The organism is Bacillus sp. PS108 (assembly GCF_037963335.1).
In the GTDB taxonomy this organism is placed as follows: Bacteria; Bacillota; Bacilli; order Bacillales; family Bacillaceae; genus Bacillus; species Bacillus subtilis.
Map to the genome: position 1 here is coordinate 3255289 of NZ_CP150155.1, position 18827 is coordinate 3274115.

At 39.0% G+C, this 18827-nt stretch carries 22 protein-coding genes and 1 riboswitch; of the genes, 4 read left to right on the forward strand and 18 right to left on the reverse strand.

Going from position 1 to position 18827, the window contains the following annotated elements:
• Nucleotides 1-194: 194 nt before the first annotated feature.
• Complete coding sequence (locus NSQ16_RS16970) at nt 195-1814, reverse strand: DNA methyltransferase (protein WP_230488678.1); 1620 nt, start codon at nt 1812-1814, stop codon at nt 195-197.
• Between the two features lie 17 nt (nt 1815-1831).
• Nucleotides 1832-3097 carry a DNA adenine methylase gene (locus tag NSQ16_RS16975; RefSeq protein ID WP_230488677.1) on the reverse strand — a complete coding sequence of 422 codons (1266 nt, stop codon included), beginning with the start codon at nt 3095-3097 and terminating at the stop codon, nt 1832-1834.
• Between the two features lie 181 nt (nt 3098-3278).
• Here NSQ16_RS16975 and NSQ16_RS16980 point away from each other — a divergent pair, with 181 nt between their 5' ends.
• Both NSQ16_RS16980 and NSQ16_RS16985 read left to right on the forward strand, forming a co-directional pair.
• On the forward strand, nt 3279-3818 hold the full coding sequence (locus NSQ16_RS16980; protein ID WP_230488676.1) for a hypothetical protein: 540 nt from the start codon (nt 3279-3281) through the stop codon (nt 3816-3818).
• A gap of 1 nt (nt 3819) precedes the next feature.
• The gene (locus NSQ16_RS16985; protein ID WP_230488675.1) at nt 3820-6243 is read left to right on the forward strand and encodes a restriction endonuclease; all 2424 of its coding nucleotides are present in this window, start codon (nt 3820-3822) and stop codon (nt 6241-6243) included.
• A gap of 201 nt (nt 6244-6444) precedes the next feature.
• Here NSQ16_RS16985 and NSQ16_RS16990 read toward each other — a convergent pair whose 3' ends face one another.
• On the reverse strand, nt 6445-6870 hold the full coding sequence (locus tag NSQ16_RS16990; RefSeq protein ID WP_339232340.1) for a hypothetical protein: 426 nt from the start codon (nt 6868-6870) through the stop codon (nt 6445-6447).
• Here NSQ16_RS16990 and NSQ16_RS16995 point away from each other — a divergent pair.
• On the forward strand, nt 6860-7126 hold the full coding sequence (locus NSQ16_RS16995) for a hypothetical protein (RefSeq protein WP_230488673.1): 267 nt from the start codon (nt 6860-6862) through the stop codon (nt 7124-7126). The two genes, NSQ16_RS16990 and NSQ16_RS16995, sit on opposite strands and share 11 nt — an antisense overlap.
• 196 nt (nt 7127-7322) lie before the next feature.
• Nucleotides 7323-7568, forward strand: a complete 246-nt coding sequence (locus NSQ16_RS17000) for a tyrosine-type recombinase/integrase (protein WP_230488672.1) — start codon at nt 7323-7325, stop codon at nt 7566-7568.
• A 131-nt stretch (nt 7569-7699) separates the two neighbouring features.
• On the opposite strand, the gene sufB is transcribed toward NSQ16_RS17000, so the two are convergent.
• From sufB to gcvH, 15 genes are all read right to left on the reverse strand, one after another.
• The gene (gene sufB, locus NSQ16_RS17005; RefSeq protein ID WP_003228608.1) at nt 7700-9097 is read right to left on the reverse strand and encodes a Fe-S cluster assembly protein SufB; all 1398 of its coding nucleotides are present in this window, start codon (nt 9095-9097) and stop codon (nt 7700-7702) included.
• A gap of 20 nt (nt 9098-9117) precedes the next feature.
• On the reverse strand, nt 9118-9561 hold the full coding sequence (gene sufU / locus NSQ16_RS17010; protein WP_003222809.1) for a Fe-S cluster assembly sulfur transfer protein SufU: 444 nt from the start codon (nt 9559-9561) through the stop codon (nt 9118-9120).
• Nucleotides 9551-10771, reverse strand: a complete 1221-nt coding sequence (sufS, locus tag NSQ16_RS17015; protein WP_015251273.1) for a cysteine desulfurase SufS — start codon at nt 10769-10771, stop codon at nt 9551-9553. Before sufS ends, sufU begins: the two co-directional genes overlap by 11 nt.
• Nucleotides 10771-12084, reverse strand: coding sequence for a Fe-S cluster assembly protein SufD (gene sufD / locus NSQ16_RS17020; protein WP_208556102.1), 1314 nt, complete (start codon nt 12082-12084; stop codon nt 10771-10773). Before sufD ends, sufS begins: the two co-directional genes overlap by 1 nt.
• A 17-nt stretch (nt 12085-12101) precedes the next feature.
• Nucleotides 12102-12887, reverse strand: a complete 786-nt coding sequence (gene sufC, locus NSQ16_RS17025) for a Fe-S cluster assembly ATPase SufC (RefSeq protein WP_003151872.1) — start codon at nt 12885-12887, stop codon at nt 12102-12104.
• 193 nt (nt 12888-13080) lie between these two features.
• Nucleotides 13081-13218 carry a hypothetical protein gene (locus tag NSQ16_RS17030; RefSeq protein WP_003228600.1) on the reverse strand — a complete coding sequence of 46 codons (138 nt, stop codon included), beginning with the start codon at nt 13216-13218 and terminating at the stop codon, nt 13081-13083.
• A gap of 193 nt (nt 13219-13411) precedes the next feature.
• A complete protein-coding gene (locus NSQ16_RS17035) occupies nt 13412-13789 on the reverse strand; it encodes a carboxymuconolactone decarboxylase family protein (RefSeq protein WP_014477920.1) in 378 nt (125 codons plus the stop codon).
• Nucleotides 13790-14074: 285 nt separating this feature from the next.
• Nucleotides 14075-14899 (reverse strand): methionine ABC transporter substrate-binding lipoprotein MetQ, encoded by an 825-nt coding sequence (metQ, locus tag NSQ16_RS17040; RefSeq protein ID WP_003228595.1) that lies wholly within the window; start codon nt 14897-14899, stop codon nt 14075-14077.
• A 13-nt stretch (nt 14900-14912) separates the two neighbouring features.
• A complete protein-coding gene (gene metP, locus NSQ16_RS17045) occupies nt 14913-15581 on the reverse strand; it encodes a methionine ABC transporter permease MetP (RefSeq protein WP_003228593.1) in 669 nt (222 codons plus the stop codon).
• Nucleotides 15574-16599 carry a methionine ABC transporter ATP-binding protein MetN gene (gene metN, locus NSQ16_RS17050; protein WP_003242531.1) on the reverse strand — a complete coding sequence of 342 codons (1026 nt, stop codon included), beginning with the start codon at nt 16597-16599 and terminating at the stop codon, nt 15574-15576. The genes metP and metN overlap by 8 nt, the downstream gene beginning before the upstream one ends.
• 105 nt (nt 16600-16704) lie before the next feature.
• A riboswitch (SAM riboswitch) is annotated at nt 16705-16811 on the reverse strand.
• A 114-nt stretch (nt 16812-16925) separates the two neighbouring features.
• The gene (locus tag NSQ16_RS17055; RefSeq protein ID WP_003228587.1) at nt 16926-17270 is read right to left on the reverse strand and encodes an SCP2 sterol-binding domain-containing protein; all 345 of its coding nucleotides are present in this window, start codon (nt 17268-17270) and stop codon (nt 16926-16928) included.
• A 106-nt stretch (nt 17271-17376) separates the two neighbouring features.
• Nucleotides 17377-17697 (reverse strand): thioredoxin family protein, encoded by a 321-nt coding sequence (locus tag NSQ16_RS17060; protein ID WP_014480792.1) that lies wholly within the window; start codon nt 17695-17697, stop codon nt 17377-17379.
• Nucleotide 17698: 1 nt separating this feature from the next.
• On the reverse strand, nt 17699-18061 hold the full coding sequence (locus tag NSQ16_RS17065) for a toprim domain-containing protein (protein WP_205589320.1): 363 nt from the start codon (nt 18059-18061) through the stop codon (nt 17699-17701).
• Nucleotides 18062-18138: 77 nt separating this feature from the next.
• On the reverse strand, nt 18139-18375 hold the full coding sequence (locus NSQ16_RS17070) for a YusG family protein (RefSeq protein WP_003228581.1): 237 nt from the start codon (nt 18373-18375) through the stop codon (nt 18139-18141).
• Between the two features lie 55 nt (nt 18376-18430).
• Complete coding sequence (gene gcvH / locus NSQ16_RS17075; protein ID WP_003222781.1) at nt 18431-18814, reverse strand: glycine cleavage system protein GcvH; 384 nt, start codon at nt 18812-18814, stop codon at nt 18431-18433.
• Between the last annotated feature and the right edge of the window lie 13 nt (nt 18815-18827).

Genomic DNA, 18827 nt, shown 5'->3' on the forward strand with positions numbered 1-18827 from the left:
AGAAGGTTTCAAATTTTTGTTGCTTGCTTTGTTAGGTTAATTAAGGGTCAAAAAATAATAAATGTTGTTATATCAATAAAAATAAGAGTACGAAACGCCGCTATGCGATTTGTACTCTTATTTGGTGTGTTAGTTACTATTTTTTCCTAGGTCTGAACCCGTTACCTTACGGCAACATCTCTTTTTCTTATTTATTACAGAACCCATTTACCTTTTTCTTTGTCCCATTTCACATAAGGTTCAAAAACATCAATAATACTCTTATATTTTGAACTAAGTTCACCTAACCAGTTGTTTTGTATTATATATTCCATTAATCCGTCATCCATCAATTGTGTCGTAGTTAATGAACCTTTATTTTTAAGTTCAAATTTAACATGAGCGACAACATTCTCAACTATTTCATCAAGCGTTTCTGCTTCAATTACTTCGTAATCTCTCTTTTCATTTATAAAAAATAAAATGGAATCCCCTTGGAGTGATTTTTTAGGGCTTAGGATATTTTTAAGTGTCAGTTTTTTATAAACATGAACTTGTCCTAAAAAGTGCAACCCGTGTTTCTTCGTAATATTTATTAGCCTGTTCCATACATCTAAATTACTGTCATGAAAATATATGCACATTATTTTTCCCTTTTTAAGCTTTTTGGTTGTTTTCCCAAAGCTCTGGTCAAGTAAATCGAAATAAGATTTTTCATCTTTATCCCTACCCTTTGCATTGGATATAACAATTTCATCCTCTAAATTGAAGTTCAGGTCTAAAAATGGATAGTATAACTGCATATACTCAGAATATAGTACTTGTCCTAAGTATGGCGGATCGGTTATGACTAAATCTATACTCTTATCAGGAATGTCATCACTATTAAGGTGCTGAGTGCCTTTATTTAATATTAAGTAATTTCCATCATCAGACAGTTCTTTAAAATCTGATACTTTCTTTATTGTTTCATTGAAATTTTTATCAACAAAATCATACGAGTCATAAAATAACCGAATTCGTCTTTTAATTACATCAATAGCGTTTTTTTCTAAACAATTTTCCTTAGGCGTCCAGAGTGGCCATTGAGAATTAGATTTCAAATCTGTAATTTTTATCAAATGAAGTGAACTCATTAAGATGTATCTAATTATGTCCTGATAATTTCGGTCATCTAAACTAGCTTCATACCCTAAGATATCATCTATTACACATAATGCTCTTGGTGTAAAAAGTGAAGCTACACTTTGTTCATTATGAACTGCTAAACGACTATTTGGCACCATCACATAATCACGTATATATTTATAACCTTTATTTAAAGAAAATTGTTCAACATCAAAAATATCTGGCTCTTTTATAAAGTTGGTTCTGTTTCCTTGATGCTGATAGTGTATTTCCTTAATAATAGGTTCAGCAAATGGTGACTCTCTGTCAAATATTACTTTTTTTACAATTCCATGATCATCATTTTCAGCTGACCATGTTTTATAATATTTGTTTAGTCCATCTACAAAATCTTCAAAATCCTTAAGAAAATTATTAAGGTTCTCCATGTTTCCTACTTTTCGTAACAGTGTATCCACAATGAAAATCGGTAATTCGTTTATTTCCACACCTACTGACTTACGGTTTAGCAAAACTGACTCTATAATACTTACACCCGAACCCATGAATGGGTCGAATACAATATCGCCTTCTTCTGTAAGTTCTTCAATTAACAAATCACTGATATTAAAAGGTTTTTGTGACCAATACAAATGAGATTGATAAAGAGGGTTACGATTTGTTGGCTTTATCCCTGAAATCTTCTGTTTTAGTGAATATAAATCCATTTTTCATCCCCTCTTTTCTATGGTGTATACAGTAATAGATATTCGAGTACTTTCTTCGAATTGCTATTGCGATTATTAGAATGATTATAGTCTTGAGTATAGTATTGGAAATCACCTTTAAATACACTTTTGCCATAGTCAATTAAATCGAATATGTTTAAAACATAGCGATTAGTCGGTTGACTATTTGGATCAAAAGGATATGCAAAACTAAATGCAAGTCCAATTTTTTTATCCTTACAATAATCAAAAAGTTGTTTATGATAATCAATCGCTTTTGATTTTTGACTTAAAGGTGACTGGAATCTATTTTCGGTGTATAGCCCCTTGGATAAATTACCCCTATACATTGTCATTTCTGGATACTGATAATTTACTAACGTATTTAGCAAGTGGAAATACCGAGAATACTGCATATCTGTATATGGTGGATCAGCATAGATAAATCCTACATCATTAAATAATTCCGATTTATTGAATAACAACTCGTCAAAGGTATAATTAAAAACTTTATTACCTTTATCCTCCGTTAAAAAACTAACAGAAAAAAAGTCTGTTACCTTTAAAACAAATTTTTCATAAATCGATACATTTCTTCTTTTAAATAACTTTTCCAAGTTATTACTCAATCCAAGCGGCTGAGCCATGTGACCGTCCTTACTAAAAACCGCTTCTTTCATTGCGTAAAACAATGCTGAAAGGAGCATATTTTTAGTTTTAACATTTATGTCAGCTTTCTCTATTGCATACCTTATGCTGTCTATTTCCACAGATTGATAAACGCCAAAATAATTCCCCGAATAGTAACTAGTAAAAAGGCAATAAAACGGGAGTGTCCTCAACGTTTCAATAGTTATTTCCATATTATTCAAAACCACATTTCCCTTCCATACATTAGGGAAAGACAAATAAAACTGTTCAATCTCATCAAATTTTAATGACTCTAACAATTCTTTTTCTTTATTAATCCAATCGCTATATATACTTATTAATTTCAGCTTATTAAAATCGCTAAAATGATCCATTTCTTTTAATAATTCATCAATCTTATTGTTAGGCTGGAATTTTAATAACGCATTTAGTATTACAGATGAATACTGTTCTGAATCATTTGCATATACCTTAAATCTATCTTTATAAAAGTATGAAACCGCTCCACTACCAGCGAATATATCAAAGACTGCCTTATCTTTCGGAATATGGCTAGTTGTATATTCATCAATAAAGCTTAACAAGTTACGTTTACTACCTGGATAATTAAGTATTGGGAATTCATTTTTCATTGTTCCACCTCTTAGTCTTCAAACACTCATTATATCTTAAAATTCGACAACAATAAATCATTTTCCTCGAATCGTTCATTTTCCTTAAATCGATCATACTATGAAATTACACTCTCAGTAACAAATAATCGTTGCGTTTTGAAATAAACTGATAACAACTTGAAAATTTGGAGTGTTTCAGTTGGATTATCAATTCAAAAAAATAGTTGATATGAAAAAAGATGATGTTAAAGAACAGGTGTACACCAATATCAATTTTCTTATTAGACATTATAGGTGGTCTAAAAACAAAGATTTCTTTGAAAACATTAGTGGAAAAACAGGCATTCCCTATCGAACAATTTCTAGCTGGTACTACAAAGAAAAGCTTCCAGAACTTCATCATGCGGAAATAACTATGCTAACAAGCAGCTTGAAAGTTCATTTTTCAGATTTTGTATCCACGAACATTACTGAGGATAATATTTTACCGCAAAGTCCAGATGTTTTCATACCATCAAACGTTGCTAAACAAAACATTCTGAAACTCTTAATTGATCATGACATTCAAAATCCAGACAAGTTTGAGAGCTTCTTCGAAAGTAACTACTCAAGTAACTATTTCTATGTCCTACAAAGAAGGCGGAACCACCAAAGGAACTTGTCATGGACGTTTATTGTTACAGCTGCACACTATTTCAACATTTCTGTTGGTGATTTATTTAAAAATGAGGAGGATTAACATGGAGAATCATATTTCATACCAATCAATGGCTTCAAAAGCCGACCCAAAGGTTATTGAAAAAACCTTAATGTTAAGAAGGAAACTTCGTGATGTAAAAAGCAGTGTACCAACCCTTTTAAAAAATCAATTTAATTTTAAGGGGCGGAAATCCCCCGAAATAGGAAAAATTATAATGGACACACTTACCGACTCTGACGGTATTGTTCTTGATCCTTTTATTGGTTCAGGTACTTATATCAATTCAGCTTGCGCAAGTAATAAAACATTCTATGGAAGTGAACTAGATAACTATACGTTTGACGTAGTAAATACTTTTTATCACACTGCAAATTTAAGCCGTTTATTGAAGTTGTTTAATCAAGTTAAAGAACAATGTTTCGAAGAAATACGTTCTCTCTACGAAACTCGTTGCTGTAATACAAAAAACTATATTAAAAAGCTTCATTTTGACCCTGAAACCGATAATTATCTCCATCCTAAAGCACACCGTGATATAAAGGATGGAAAAAATATAATAATGCTCCACAAGTGTCCTGAGTGTGGAAATACAACAAAACAGTTTGACTCATTTGACGATCAAAAAATTAAATCCCTTGAAAAATGTGATGTTTCTAAATTCCCAAGCCATAACCTAATAGAAAATAGTAGGATTAACATTACAAAAGGCACTGGCGCTGACAAATATGATACTAATTTTACAACTCGTAATAAATTGGCATTATTGAAATTACAAGGAGCAATTTCATCCTTGCCAGAGTGCCACGAGAAGAATTTGCTCCAACACTTCCTAGTTGCTAGCTTGACCCTTTCTAGGATTGCGCAATATGGATCTGGGTCTGAGTATATCTATCAAGTTATGCGTGAACAAGCCCAGGAAATGAATGTCTGGTATCTATTTGAAGAAAAGTACAACAAATTCAAGCAGTTTCACAAAAAATATGTTGAAGAAAACGGTGAATGGCTACAGAACTGTTTTACATTTGTGAATTCTGATTACAACGATTTTATGTCATCAACTTTCATAGGGGATAATAAAGTGGATTTAATTCTAACTGACCCCCCTTACCACGACCAAGTTCCTTATTTGGAACGAAACCAGTTATACCGTGATTGGCTATATCACTTCGTTGATAAATCTAGGTATGCTTTAAAAGGTGAACTCCTAGAAAAAGAAATCGTTGTTTCAAACGCACCAACCAGAAAAAGAGATAAAGATTACGAACATCATGTAAGTGATATTAACAAAATGTTTAGTACTTTTAGCAATAGCATCAATACCAACGGCTTTGTGGTATTAGCCGTAAACCTTGGACAGAAAAAGTATTTCGACTTGCTTTCTCAGTATATTTTAAAGGCTAGACAAAATGGGTTTGAATATATAACACGGATTGATAAGACAATATCTGACCCTACATTACGCAAGCAAGCAGCATTTAAAAGCACACTTTCAAAAGAAATGTACTTGATCTTTACTAAGTTACCTGAAAACCAGAAATATTGGTTTATTGGTGATAAGAATGTAGAGTTTGACATTAAAAAGTTTGTTTACAAGAAAATCCAAGAAAGCTCTGCACCGTATAGCTTGAGTAAGCTAATAATCGATATCGAAAGTGAAGTTATTAAAAATCGTACTACCGCAAATTCTCCTCAACAGGAAAGAGTTAAGCGGATTATAAAGGATAATTTTAAAATCGATTTTAAACATCACGTTTACCTTGATGAAGATAAACTCTATGTTGACCTAGAAGATTCTGAAACCCTGTTTGTAAAGCTTTATGATATTATTCCTGTTATTATTGAAAATCTACTGGTTAAACAAAACGGTATTTTTGCTTTGGAAGATATCTATTTTGAAATAAGTGATAAGCTTTGCAACGGAGACCCTGGATTACTTGAGGAAATAATTGACTCAAAATCAAAAGAATCAGATATAAACAATCTCCTTTTAAATTTTTGCGAAGAAACAGAACGTGGTTATATCAAAAAAGAATCCTATAAAAATCAATATGGAGAAAACCTGATTGACCTGAGGACAATTGACCCTTATGGTTTAGAAGAGTTAATAAAACAGTTGCTAATTAAGGAAGGGTACCAAAATGTTGCTCGAATGGGTGGAGCGGGTGACCGTGGAGTCGATCTGGTTGCAACAAAATTAAATATACGTACTAATAAGCAAGAAAGGTTTATTTTCCAAGTGAAAAGATGGATTGGAAATGTTGGAAGTGAACCAATCCAACGTCTAAACAGCGTTAAAATGACCGACCGATTTACTCAAGGTATTTGTATTACAACTTCTGATTATACACAAGCTGGATTACAAGAAGGTAAATTAACAGGTGTAGAATTACTAAAAGGCTCTGACCTTCTCGAAATGCTAAACAAACACTTCCCTAACAAATATTTTATTAGTGAAATTAATTAATGACTAACAATTAAAGTCAATTTTCTAAAACGTTAGGAGAATTTAACTCCTAACGTTTCCTTTTGTACCTCCTAGAATGATTTTAGTTTACAAAAAAACTTTTAGAACTTCTGCTTGGTCGGAAAAGGTTCCCTTACCGCCATTTATCCCATTACGTAATAAAGAACATTACATAGAGGGGGCTTCCAAAAGGGGCAATCATTAGTTCAAGTACTCCACTAAATGATTGTTCAACACTTCTACAAGCATCCTGTCTTTCACTGTAGTTCCGTTCTTAGGTGACCATCTTCTCTTTACTTTTTCCAACAGCTCTTTGTCCTTCAGTTCTTTGTCGAACCGCTTATATAACTTCTCTCGTAATTCTTTATCCAGTATTAGTTGTATTGGTATCTTTCTGTTATCATGCCTGAGCTGATTTTGGCTTTCACGTTCTGCAATCTCTTCATGAGCTAACTTTTGGTTAAGACTATAAATGATTCCACGAATATAATCAGCTGGACTCTGTTCCTCTTTATTAGCTTCTTTTATCAGAGCCTTGCGTATACTCTTTTCAAGCCAGACCTTACCTTGAAAAGAAAAATATTCATTTGGTTCAAAATTAAAATATCTTTCTGTTATGAAAAGCATCTTACATTATGCCGTTCATGAACTTGAAGTGCTTGAAAAAAATCCAGCTGATAAATTAAGAGTTCCTGTTCAAGATTCTGTTGCTATAAAGAAGGAAAAAGTGAAATATTTCAGACTTGAAGAATTAAATCAGTTATTAGATTTCATGAAAACATATAAACATCAACGTTTTCCCGATTATCAGCTTTATTACATGCTTATGTACTTTTTAAGCATTACTGGTTTAAGGATTTCTGAAGCTTTAGCTTTAAGATGAGAAGATATTAATGGTGATAAAATAACCATAGAAAAACAAACAAGCCGTGATGATAATAACAATGTAAAATTGACCACATTAAAAAATTCTTCTTCCTATCGCACTATCAAAATAGACCATGATCTAGTCCGTGAATTAAAGAAATTTAAATTAAAGCAAAATGAATTAATTTTAGGAAATGAAAGATTTCATAAAAATGGAAGATAGTATCATTTTTCAAAATTGTCACGGTCATTATTTAACACCTTCTACTATCCGTGATACCATGCAGGGTTACTGCAAAAAAGCTGGTGTTGATTATAAAGGCACCCACGGCTTTAGACATACCCATGCGGTTCTGCAACTTGAATCAGGTGCAAACCTTAAATATGTATCAAATCGTTTGGGGCATAAAAAATCAAAACAACAGCGGAAACTTATCTTGATATTACTGAAAAAATAGAAGAAGACGAACTTAAAAAGTTCGCCTACTACACTAAAAGATAATTTCGACTTAGCACAAATTTGGCATGACTCAAACTTGGCACATATAAAAGCCTCTCAAACCCCTGATAAATAAAGTTTTTTTATTTTCTAACCGATTGACCCTTCCATTTCGAACTTAATCAAACGGTTCATTTCAACTGCGTATTCCATTGGAAGCTCTTTTGTGAATGGCTCGATAAAGCCCATTACGATCATTTCAGTTGCTTCTTCTTCAGAAATACCGCGGCTCATCAAGTAGAAGAGCTGCTCTTCAGATACTTTAGACACTTTCGCTTCGTGCTCCAATGAAATGTTATCATTTAAGATTTCATTGTAAGGAATTGTGTCTGAAGTTGATTTGTTATCCATAATGAGCGTATCGCACTCGATGTTAGAGCGGGCGCCTTCCGCTTTGCGTCCGAAGTGGACGATTCCGCGGTACGTTACTTTTCCGCCCTGTTTTGAAATCGATTTTGATACGATTGTAGATGATGTGTTTGGTGCAAGGTGAATCATTTTCGCACCTGCATCCTGATGCTGGCCTTTACCCGCAAGAGCGATAGAAAGCGTCATACCGCGCGCGCCTTCGCCTTTTAGGATACAAGCCGGATATTTCATTGTCAGCTTAGAACCGATGTTGCCGTCGATCCATTCCATTGTTGCGTTTTCTTCACAGACTGTACGCTTTGTTACAAGGTTGTAAACGTTGTTCGCCCAGTTTTGGATCGTTGTATAACGGCAGTAGCCGCCTTTTTTCACGATGATCTCAACGACCGCACTGTGAAGTGAGTTTGTTGTGTAAACAGGCGCAGTACAGCCTTCAACATAATGAACACTTGCTTCTTCGTCAACAATGATCAGTGTACGTTCGAACTGACCCATGTTCTCAGAGTTGATACGGAAGTAAGCTTGAAGCGGTGTTTCAACCTTCACGCCTTTAGGCACGTAGATGAAAGATCCGCCGGACCAAACAGCTGAGTTAAGCGCCGCAAACTTGTTATCAGTCGGCGGGATTACTTTTGCCCAGTGCTCACGGAAAATATCTTCATTCTCTTTCAGCGCGCTGTCAGTGTCTTTAAAGACGATGCCTTGCGCTTCAAGATCTTCTTTCATGTTGTGGTATACAACCTCAGATTCGTACTGAGCAGAAACACCCGCAAGGTATTTTTGTTCAGCTTCAGGAATACCGAGCTTGTCGAATGTTTGCTTAATTTCTTCAGGAACTTCATCCCAAGAACGCTCTGAACGCTCAGACGGTTTTACGTAGTACGTAATTTCGTCAAAGTTCAGTGAGTTTAAATCTCCGCCCCATTGAGGCATCGGCATGTTGTAGAAATGCTCAAGTGATTTCAAGCGGAAGTCAAGCATCCATTGAGGCTCTTCTTTCATGCGAGAAATTTCTTCTACGATTTCTTTTGTCAATCCGCGCTCTGAACGGAAAATGGAAACGTCCTTGTCGTGAAAACCATACTTGTATTCACCAATATCAGGCATTTTTTTAGCCATCCATTTTCACTCCAATCCTTTTAATTGCCGCCTTCTTCTTTCGCGACTCCTTTTTCAAGTGCTTTCCATGACAGGGTTGCACATTTGATACGGGCCGGGAATTTTGAAACGCCTTGAAGGGCTTCAATATCCCCGAGATCTATAGAATCATCATACTCTTTCCCTTGCATCATATCCGAGAAAATCTTAGACATGGAAAGGGCAGTTTCAATATCTTTCCCTTTAATCGCCTGAGTCATCATCGAAGCGGATGCCATTGAAATGGAACAGCCTTCCCCTTCAAACTTCGCATCTTCCACAATGTCTCCGTCAAGCTTCATTGTCAGTCTGATGCGGTCGCCGCATGTCGGATTGTTCATATCCACGACAATGCTGTCATTCAAAACCCCTTTATTTCGCGGGTTTTTGTAATGATCCATAATCACCTGTCTGTACAATGTATCTAAGTTTGCATTAAAAGACATTTGTAAAATACTCCTTTGTCTTTTGAAGAGCTTCCACAAGCTTATCAATCTCTTCCTCTGTATTATACAGATAAAAGCTTGCTCTTGCAGTAGCAGTTACATCCAGCCATTTCATCAGCGGCTGCGCACAATGGTGGCCGGCTCTGACTGCGATTCCCTCCGCATCAAGCACAGTCGCCACATCATGCGGATGAACATCATCAAGGTTAAATGTGACAAGCCCGGCACGCTCTTCCGGCCCGTAAACCGTTACGCCGTCAAGCTGGCGGAAGCGTTCAAGCGCATAAGCTGCAAGCTTGTGCTCATGGCGGGAAATCTCATCAAGACCGATTTCTTCGAGAAAATCAATGGCGGCACCGAGGCCGATTGCTCCTGCAATAATCGGCGTACCCGCTTCGAATTTCCACGGAAGCTCTTTCCAAGTTGATTCATAAAGCCCGACAAAGTCGATCATTTCACCGCCGAATTCGGCAGGCTCCATGTTTTCCAGCAGGGCTTTCTTTCCGTACAGCACACCAATACCAGTAGGTCCGCACATTTTATGGGAAGAAAGCGCAAAGAAGTCGCAATCGAGATCCTGCACGTCAATTTTCATGTGAGGCGTGCTTTGTGCACCGTCCACCACAATGACAGCCCCATTGTCATGAGCGATTTTCGCCATTTCTTTAATCGGGTTGACCGTGCCGAGAACATTAGATACATGAGACACCGCAACAATTTTTGTGTTGCTTGTGACCGTTTCTCTGACGTCTTCTAAAGAAATCGTTCCGTCTTCCTGCAGCGGAATATATTTTAATGTGGCGCCAGTTGCTTTTACAGCCTGCTGCCACGGAATGATATTCGCATGATGCTCCATGTAGGTGATGACCACTTCATCACCAGGTTTCAGGTTGGCGCGCGCATAGCTTAACGCCACCATATTCAGTGATGTGGTCGTGCCTTTTGTGAAAATAATCTCAGCCATTGACTTCGCGTTAATAAACTTGCGGACTTTTTCACGCGCTCCTTCATAACCATCTGTCGCTCTGGTTCCAAGTGTATGGACGCCCCGGTGAACATTGGAATTGTATTGGTTATAATACTTATCCAGTGTTTCAATGACAGCACGCGGCTTCTGGGAAGTCGCCGCGCTGTCGAGATAAACGAGATCATGTCCGTTCACTTGCTGATGAAGGATCGGGAACTGTTCACGAATATCTGTGATATTCATTACTTCACTTTCCTTTCGATAACAGAAACTAATTGTTTCTTAACGCCTTCAATCGGAAGTTCATTTACTACCGGTGCTAGGAATCCGTAAATGACTAAGCGTTCTGCTTCTTCTTTCGGAATTCCGCGGCTCATCAGGTAGTAAAGCTGAATAGGGTCCACACGGCCGACAGATGCCGCATGTCCTGCAGTTACATCGTCTTCGTCAATTAAAAGAATAGGGTTTGCATCTCCGCGTGCTTTTTCGCTAAGCATCAGCACGCGTGATTCTTGCTCCGCATTCGCTTTAGAAGCGCCATGTTCGATTTTGCCGATTCCGTTAAAGATAGAAGAAGCGGAATCCTTCATCACACCGTGCTTCAAGATATAGCCTTCAGAAGCTTTACCGAAATGGATGATTTGTGTTGTGAAGTTTTCTGTTTGCTCTCCTCTTCCGACAACAACCGTTTTCGTATCGCCGTATGTGCCGTCACCGTAAAGGTTTGTTGTGTTTTCGGAAATCGTGTCGCCGTCGTTCATCAGGCCGAGAGCCCACTCAATTTTGCTGTCGCGTCCGCGCGCAGCACCGCGGCGGTTCACATAAGTTGTCACACCGCTTGACAGATTATCCACCGCACCGTATGTCACGCTGGCATTATCACCTGTGATGACCTCACTGATAATATTGAAGACAGCTTCTTTCGGGTTTACAGTGCTGATGTAGTTTTCTACATATGTTACAGAGCTGTGGTCTTCAGCCACAATCAGCACGTGGTTGAATAGAGCTGTATCATTGCTTTCGTGGACATAAACAGCCTGAACCGGCGTCTCCACCTGAACATTTTTCGGAACATAAAGGAATGCTCCTCCGTTCACAAGAGCCGCGTGAAGTGCAGTTAACTTATGTTCGTCAACCTTCACGCCGTCCTTCATAAAGTATTTCTCCACCAAGTCGCTGTGCTCGCGTGCAGCAGTCAGAATATCAGTGAAGATGACGCCTTTGTCTTTCAATTCTTGAGAAAGAGAAAGATGTGCCGGCGTCTGGTCACGCTGTACGTATAATGTTTTATCTTCGTTTTCAACGTCGATCAGCGCTTTTACTTCATCAGTCAAATCTTCTAATGAAGAAAGCGGTTCGTTATCCACTGTATGCTTCGCGAAATTCGTGAAGTTCCAGTTTGTGATTTTTGTTTTGTCAGGTTTCGGCATCGGCAGATCCTCAGCTTGTTCAAGAGCCTGTAAGCGCAGGTTCTTCAGCCAGGCAGGTTCTTGGTGCTTTTCGGAAAAGCTTTTGAGATACTCCTGATCTACGGATAGTTTTGTACCTAGTGTCATATTAATCCCCCTAACGCTTACGCTTCTTGGCCAACAGTTTCGTCTTCAATGCCAAGTTCTTGTTTGATCCAGTCATAACCTTCTGCTTCAAGACGCTGTGCAAGCTCTGCACCGCCGGATTTTACAACGCGGCCTTGCATCATAACGTGAACAACATCCGGAGTGATGTAGTTTAACAGGCGCTGATAGTGAGTGATCATCAGGCAGCCAAAGTTTTCGCTGCGCATTTTGTTGATCCCTTTTGATACAACTTTCAAAGCGTCAATATCAAGACCTGAGTCGATTTCATCGAGGATGGCGATTTTCGGTTCAATCATCATTAATTGAAGGATTTCGTTGCGTTTTTTCTCCCCGCCTGAGAAGCCTTCGTTAAGATAGCGCTGAGCCATTTCAGGGTCCATTTCAAGGAACTCCATGTTTTCGTCCATTTTGCGGATGAATTTCATGAGAGAAATTTCATCGCCTTCTTCTCTGCGCGCGTTGATTGCTGAGCGAAGGAAGTCGGCATTTGTCACACCGCTGATTTCACTTGGGTACTGCATCGCAAGGAATAAGCCTGCCTGCGCACGCTCGTCCACTTCCATCTCCAGTACATCTTTGCCGTCAAGCGTGATGCTGCCTTTTGTTACTTCATATTTAGGATGCCCCATAATAGCAGCTGATAAAGTGGATTTACCAGTTCCGTTCGGGCCCATTACTGCGTGGAATTCTCCACCTTTTATTTCAAGGTTTACACCCTTTAAGATCTCTTTCCCTTCGATTTCAACGTGAAGATCTTTGATCGTTAATGTTGAAGCAGCCATATCTATACCTCCAAAAATATATAATCATTATTCTCATTTTATTCTCATTCTAATTTTATAACAAATGAAAAGTAAATACAACTTTTTATCGTGCCTTGCACATTCCTCAAGTTTAACAAAGATCAGCACTTTATTAAAGCGATTGAAAAAGAAAAAGAGTGGATTCCCACCCTTTTTTAAAAGATTGATTTTCTCAATAAGCTCCCGCAGAAATCCGCTTGCTTTTTTCATAATCAAGCTCTCTCTGCCGCTCTACTTTCATTCTTGTTTCCAGCCGGCGTCCATATTCCTCGTATCCAATTCCGTGTGACAGCTGCATCGCTTTTTCCATTTCTGACGTATAATCGAGGTTCAGTCTGTCCTGGCTGCTGCAAATAATGAATCAATCCCTTCATATATTTGCTTTTTATTGTACCAGTGCTGCGTTGGATGCCGCAAAAACGATTTGGCGTGAAATAGCGGCAGATGAGACGAAAGCATCCTTTCAGAACAAATGAGAATGGTTTTTCGGAATATTCCTTCTCTTAATGCGTGGTGTTTCCGAATTCCTCAATGCACTGTTGAACGACTGTCACGCCTTGGCTGAAAGCCGCGCCGCCTCCAAATGCCGCTGCCACACTGACGGCTTCGAGAATGTTTTCTTCTGTCGCTCCCTGATCGAGACAGCCTTTTGTATGATAGATCATGCAATATTCGTCCTGAGCATTGATGGCAATTCCGAGGGCGATCAGCTGTTTTTCTCTTTCAGTCAGAGAATTCCCGGCAAAGCACTGTTCAGTAAATTCGTTAAATTTTCTTCCCATCAGCGGCATCTTTTGTTCAAATGTACCTAAACCATGTTTATATTGTTTTAACGCGTCCTGCATGCTTCCTCTGTCTTGATTCAAAGAAAATCCCTCCATCTGTTTAACATTCCTTTTTATTATGAACAGCTTTTAGGAAAATACGCGAAAAAAACCCCGGATTTCTCATCCGGGGTTTCACCGTGTCAGCAAACCCTCGCATTCGTTGTCAGACCTGCGCGTTGGTGCTCACGAATTGCAACATTCGCTCCGCTCCAATGCTCGGCCTTCCTAGACTTCAAGGGTTTTCAATCACGCTGAAAAGATGACAAAGCCCTAAAACGAATATCGTTTTAGGGCTTTGTCAATAATTGAACCCCGGAATTCTCATCCGGGGTTTCAGTCTTATTCAGATACAGGAAGCACAGCTCCGTCGTATTTTTTCTCGATGAAGTCTTTGATCTTTTTAGAGTGAAGAACTTCCATCAGCGCTTTGATTTTTGCAGAATCTTCTTCGCCTTTTCTTACTGCGATGATGTTAGCGTATGGGTTGTTTTTCGTTGATTCTACTTCAATTGCGTCTTTTTTAGGATTTAATTTATTTTGGATCGCATAGTTTACATTGATGAAGACCGCGTCTCCTTCTTTGTTTTCATATGCTTTTGCCGTTAATTCAGGCGCTACTTTTTTGAATTCAAGGTTTTTCGGGTTTTTCTTAATGTCTTTCAATGTTGCGTCAACTGTTTCCACTTTAGAATCAAGAGTGATTAATCCAGCGTTTTCAAGCATTGCAAGCATACGTCCTTGTTCAGCAACGTTGTTTGTCAGAATGATTGTCGCACCGTCTGGAAGGTCTTTCAGTGATTTGTATGTTTTAGAGTAAATACCGAATGGCTCTAAGTGAACAGCGCCGGCATTCACAAGTTTGTAATCTGTGTTTTCTTTCATTTCTTGCTCAAGGTAAGGAATGTGCTGGAAGTAGTTCGCGTCCACTTCTTTATCAGCTAAAGCTTTATTGTACATTTTGTAATCACTAAGCACTTTCACTTTCAGCGTATAGCCTTTTTCTTTCAGCAATGGTTCAGCTTCTTTTAAAATTTCCGCATGCGGTGTTTTTGTTGCCGCAACGACAATTTCTTTCTTGCCAGATTCAGCGCCGTTATTCGAACCGCAGGCAGCCATAACTCCTGCAAATACAAGCAGTAATGCACCCAAAAATAGCTTTTTCAATGTAAATCCTCCCTTATCGTTTGTCTATAATATTTGTTATTAGATCACCGATGATTTGAATAATAAACACGATGATTAAAATAAACACAGTAGCAACGAAGGTAACATCAGCGTTATTAGACTGATATCCTTCTACGTACGCAAGGTTTCCAAGGCCTCCTGAACCAATGGCTCCGGCAATTGCCGTTGAGCCGATCAAAGCGATGGCAGTAACCGTAATGCCAGAAATAAGAGCAGGCATTGATTCCGGAATCAGCACTTTGAAAATAATCGTAGACGTTTTCGCGCCCATTGATTTAGCGGCTTCAATCACACCTTTATCCACCTCACGCAGCGCGATTTCAACAAGGCGCGCGTAAAATGGTGCCGAGCCGATTACCAGCGCCGGCAATGCGGCGTTTGGCCCTAAGATCGTGCCGACTAAAAATTTCGTAAAACCTAATAGTAAAATAATTAAAATAAGGAACGGAATCGATCTGAATATGTTAACAACGGCCGCAATCACAGAGTTGACCGCTTTATTCTGCCAGAGGCTTCCTTTGCTCGTCAGAAAGAGCAGCAAGCCGAGGATGACCCCGATGACAAAAGCAAACAGTAAAGAAATCAGCGTCATATAAAGTGTTTCATATGTCGCGTTCCATAATTCAGTTAAATCAACGTTCGGGAAGTATTTTTCAAACATTCGTGATCACCTCTGCTTTCACCTGTTTGTCATTAATGAATCGGATCACGTTTTGCACTTCTTCCTCGTCCCCGTCAATGTGGATGAACAATGAACCGTAAGCCCCATCCTTCGTCTGCGAAATTTTCCCTTGCAGAATATTGACGCTGACATTGAAGTTTCTGATCATCTCTGTAATCAGAGGCTGTTCAGCTGACTCACCGACAAATGTGAGCTGAACCATTTTTCCTGATGCTGTATCATCAAGAAGGTGCTGAAGCGTCTCTTTCGTTTCTTCCGGCTCTGTCACCTGCTGAACAAATCGTTTTGTCATTTGTTCCTTTGGATTTTTAAAGACATCGAGAACCTCGCCTTCTTCGACCACCTTGCCGTTTTCCATGACGGCGACTCTGTTGCAGATTTTGCGGATGACATGCATTTCGTGCGTAATCAGCACAATCGTCAAACCGAGTCTTTCATTAATATCGGACAATAGATCCAGAATTGAATCTGTCGTTTGCGGATCTAATGCTGATGTCGCTTCGTCACAAAGGAGAACCTTCGGATTGTTTGCAAGCGCTCTGGCAATTCCGACACGCTGCTTCTGACCGCCGCTCAGCTGAGACGGATAAGATTTTTCTTTTCCTTCTAAACCTACCAGTTTAATCAGTTCATTGGCGCGCTTGATCCGCTCGCTCTTTTTCACTCCGGCAATTTCCAAAGGAAACATGATATTATCTCTGACAGTCCGCGACCAAAGCAAATTGAAATGCTGGAAAATCATACTGATCTCATGGCGTGCTTTTCTTAAACCGCGTCCATTTACTTCATTAATCTTGGTTCCCGCCACTTCCACGGTTCCTGAGGTTGGTTTCTCAAGGCCGTTCAGCAGACGGATTAAGGAACTCTTACCAGCTCCGCTATATCCTATAATTCCAAAAATCTCACCTTTTTTAATGGAAAGCGAGACGTTTTGGACAGCATTGACATCTCCATGTTTCGACTTGTAAACTTTTGAAACATCCTGAAGATTGATCAAAGCAATCACCTGCCTTAACACTATTCTAAGAAATCTTCCGGTTTTTTCTGCAAAAGAAAAGCCTTTCTGCACACTTGAGCAGAAAGGCTTATATAAAATGCCTTTCTCTCATCTTTCAAAGCTGAACGCTTCGTGTGAATTGGCACCATTTCAACAGCGTTGATGGTTGCCGGGCTTCATAGGGCACTTCCCTCCACCTCTCTTGATAAGAGAAATATATAGTCTTTTTCGTCCGGAAATTCTTAATGTAGAATAGCACGGCGAATGATTAAATGTCAACAAAATAAATGATGTCAACTTTTACTATTATAATAATTTATTATTTTTTAATTTTTTAAAATCCTCTGAAAAAATCCATTTGTCAGCCAGAGAATGGCTTCCAGTTTTAACAGGGCCCTGAATGACCCCTTTACTTTGAGGCTTCCGCTCTGAATCAGGTGCTGAAGGGAAATGTCTCCGTGCAATAAATCAATAATTTCCGTTTGGTTTCCGTAAAAGGTCAGGTTGGACGTTTGGGGCGGAGAAACTTTTTTCATTTCTCCCTGTTCGTTTATTGAGACGGTTAAGGCTTCTGCTTCTCCTTGGAAGGTAATGAGCAATGTTGAGGCATTCAAAAGGGGTTTTAAAAACAGATGCTGATACTCATCTTCTAAAACTTCCGCTTTCTCCATATGTACAACCTCCTATTTGTTGGTCATACATACACATTTCTCTCTTTGTCGCAAGAACCCCTTTATAAAACGAACGACAATTTCATTGGATATGCTGAGAAATATGTCATAAATGGGATGCGGAAGATGATTTTTGTTTGATCAGCTCATATAAATAAGAAACGGAATGAAATGCATATCCTCTTTCGACCACCTTTCCGCCTTTAAACAGCAGAAAACAAGGGACGCTTTCAATTTGATACGCTTTTGCGAATGTCGGAGAGTAATTGACATTGTTTTGATAGAAGGCGACATCCGGCAGCATTTCTTTCACCACTGTCAGCATTTTGCTTGCAAGCTGGCAGGTGCCGCAAAACGGAGTATATAAATATAGAAGGTACACATCATCTTCAATGTGATCAAGTTCGTGTTCTTGGAGTTCTTTCATGCTATACACCTCGGGACTTTCTTTCAAGAAAAATAGTATGGACATTCAGATTCGCACGCAGTAATACAGAAGCGACATGGTGCCTGGGCGCAGCCGCTACTTCCTTATAGGCTCTGTCGATATGGAGATGGCAGGCTTCATTAAATTCACGCTTCAGCTGTTTTCTCAATTTCTCACCTGATTCATCAGCATCAACTAATATATAGACGTCTTTATCATAAAGCTCGTCAGCCAATTCCTCGAGCCTCAGCTGGCTGATTGTTCCGTTTGTGCAGATAATGCGCATCGGTTCATTCAGGACGCTTTCGATTTTCTCTTTATCTGATTTCCCCTCGACAATCATAACCTTTTCCAGCTCATCCATCTTCATCTTGTTCACCTGCCGCGTCAAATTTGAAACGTTCAGATTGTAAAAGAAGGCAGTGAAATTCACCGCCAACATTAACACCAGCCGTTTTCGTAGTCACAATCTACATATTTTGCGTCGTCTCCAGAGACCACATCGGCTGTCTTATAAAATTTCTCATTTTCAAAGGAATAACCGGACTTAAGCTCATATTCATTCATGCTTGTCATTTGGCCGATCATCTCATTATCATGATATAACGAGAGCCGGCCATTTTGAAAGCGGCCTGTCACGTCATTGGTGACATCGAGCTTTTGTTTGTCGAAAGCCATATTGGACACCTCCCATAACGTTAGCGTGTCCAATTGCTTTTACGGCTATCCTGTTTTAGTCTTCTTGTGTCATCTCTTCGTATTGCTCTGCTGTCATCAGTTTTTCAATTTCAGAAGCGTCAGATGGCTCAACGACGATCATCCATGCTTTTTCGTACGGAGATTCGTTGACGAATTCCGGACTGTCATCAAGATCTTCGTTTACTTCCACAACCGTTCCGTTAATCGGTGCATAAAGCTCAGATACCGTTTTAACGGATTCAACACTGCCGAATGGCTCGTCCGCTTTGATTTCAGCGCCCACTTCAGGAAGTTCGACAAACACGATGTCGCCTAGTTCGGACTGGGCAAAATGCGTAATTCCGATTCTGGCTTTTTCTCCTTCAACTTTTACCCACTCGTGTTCTCCTGAGTAACGCAAATCTTTTGGTATGCTCAATTGAATCCCTCCA

Coding starts and splice junctions, on each gene's coding strand:
- NSQ16_RS17055 (WP_003228587.1), bottom strand. CDS start 17,270: ATGGAGAAAGCGGAAGTTTTAGAAGATGAGTATCAGCATCTGTTTTTA.
- NSQ16_RS17030 (WP_003228600.1), bottom strand. CDS start 13,218: ATGGAAAAAGCGATGCAGCTGTCACACGGAATTGGATACGAGGAATAT.
- metP (WP_003228593.1), bottom strand. CDS start 15,581: ATGTTTGAAAAATACTTCCCGAACGTTGATTTAACTGAATTATGGAAC.
- NSQ16_RS16985 (WP_230488675.1), top strand. CDS start 3,820: ATGGAGAATCATATTTCATACCAATCAATGGCTTCAAAAGCCGACCCA.
- NSQ16_RS17060 (WP_014480792.1), bottom strand. CDS start 17,697: ATGAAAGAACTCCAAGAACACGAACTTGATCACATTGAAGATGATGTG.
- sufU (WP_003222809.1), bottom strand. CDS start 9,561: ATGTCTTTTAATGCAAACTTAGATACATTGTACAGACAGGTGATTATG.
- NSQ16_RS16995 (WP_230488673.1), top strand. CDS start 6,860: ATGAAAAGCATCTTACATTATGCCGTTCATGAACTTGAAGTGCTTGAA.
- NSQ16_RS16975 (WP_230488677.1), bottom strand. CDS start 3,097: ATGAAAAATGAATTCCCAATACTTAATTATCCAGGTAGTAAACGTAAC.
- sufB (WP_003228608.1), bottom strand. CDS start 9,097: ATGGCTAAAAAAATGCCTGATATTGGTGAATACAAGTATGGTTTTCAC.
- NSQ16_RS16990 (WP_339232340.1), bottom strand. CDS start 6,870: ATGCTTTTCATAACAGAAAGATATTTTAATTTTGAACCAAATGAATAT.
- NSQ16_RS17065 (WP_205589320.1), bottom strand. CDS start 18,061: ATGGATGAGCTGGAAAAGGTTATGATTGTCGAGGGGAAATCAGATAAA.
- sufC (WP_003151872.1), bottom strand. CDS start 12,887: ATGGCTGCTTCAACATTAACGATCAAAGATCTTCACGTTGAAATCGAA.
- NSQ16_RS17035 (WP_014477920.1), bottom strand. CDS start 13,789: ATGGAGGGATTTTCTTTGAATCAAGACAGAGGAAGCATGCAGGACGCG.
- NSQ16_RS16970 (WP_230488678.1), bottom strand. CDS start 1,814: ATGGATTTATATTCACTAAAACAGAAGATTTCAGGGATAAAGCCAACA.
- NSQ16_RS17000 (WP_230488672.1), top strand. CDS start 7,323: ATGGAAGATAGTATCATTTTTCAAAATTGTCACGGTCATTATTTAACA.
- sufS (WP_015251273.1), bottom strand. CDS start 10,771: ATGAATATCACAGATATTCGTGAACAGTTCCCGATCCTTCATCAGCAA.
- sufD (WP_208556102.1), bottom strand. CDS start 12,084: ATGACACTAGGTACAAAACTATCCGTAGATCAGGAGTATCTCAAAAGC.
- NSQ16_RS17070 (WP_003228581.1), bottom strand. CDS start 18,375: ATGGCTTTCGACAAACAAAAGCTCGATGTCACCAATGACGTGACAGGC.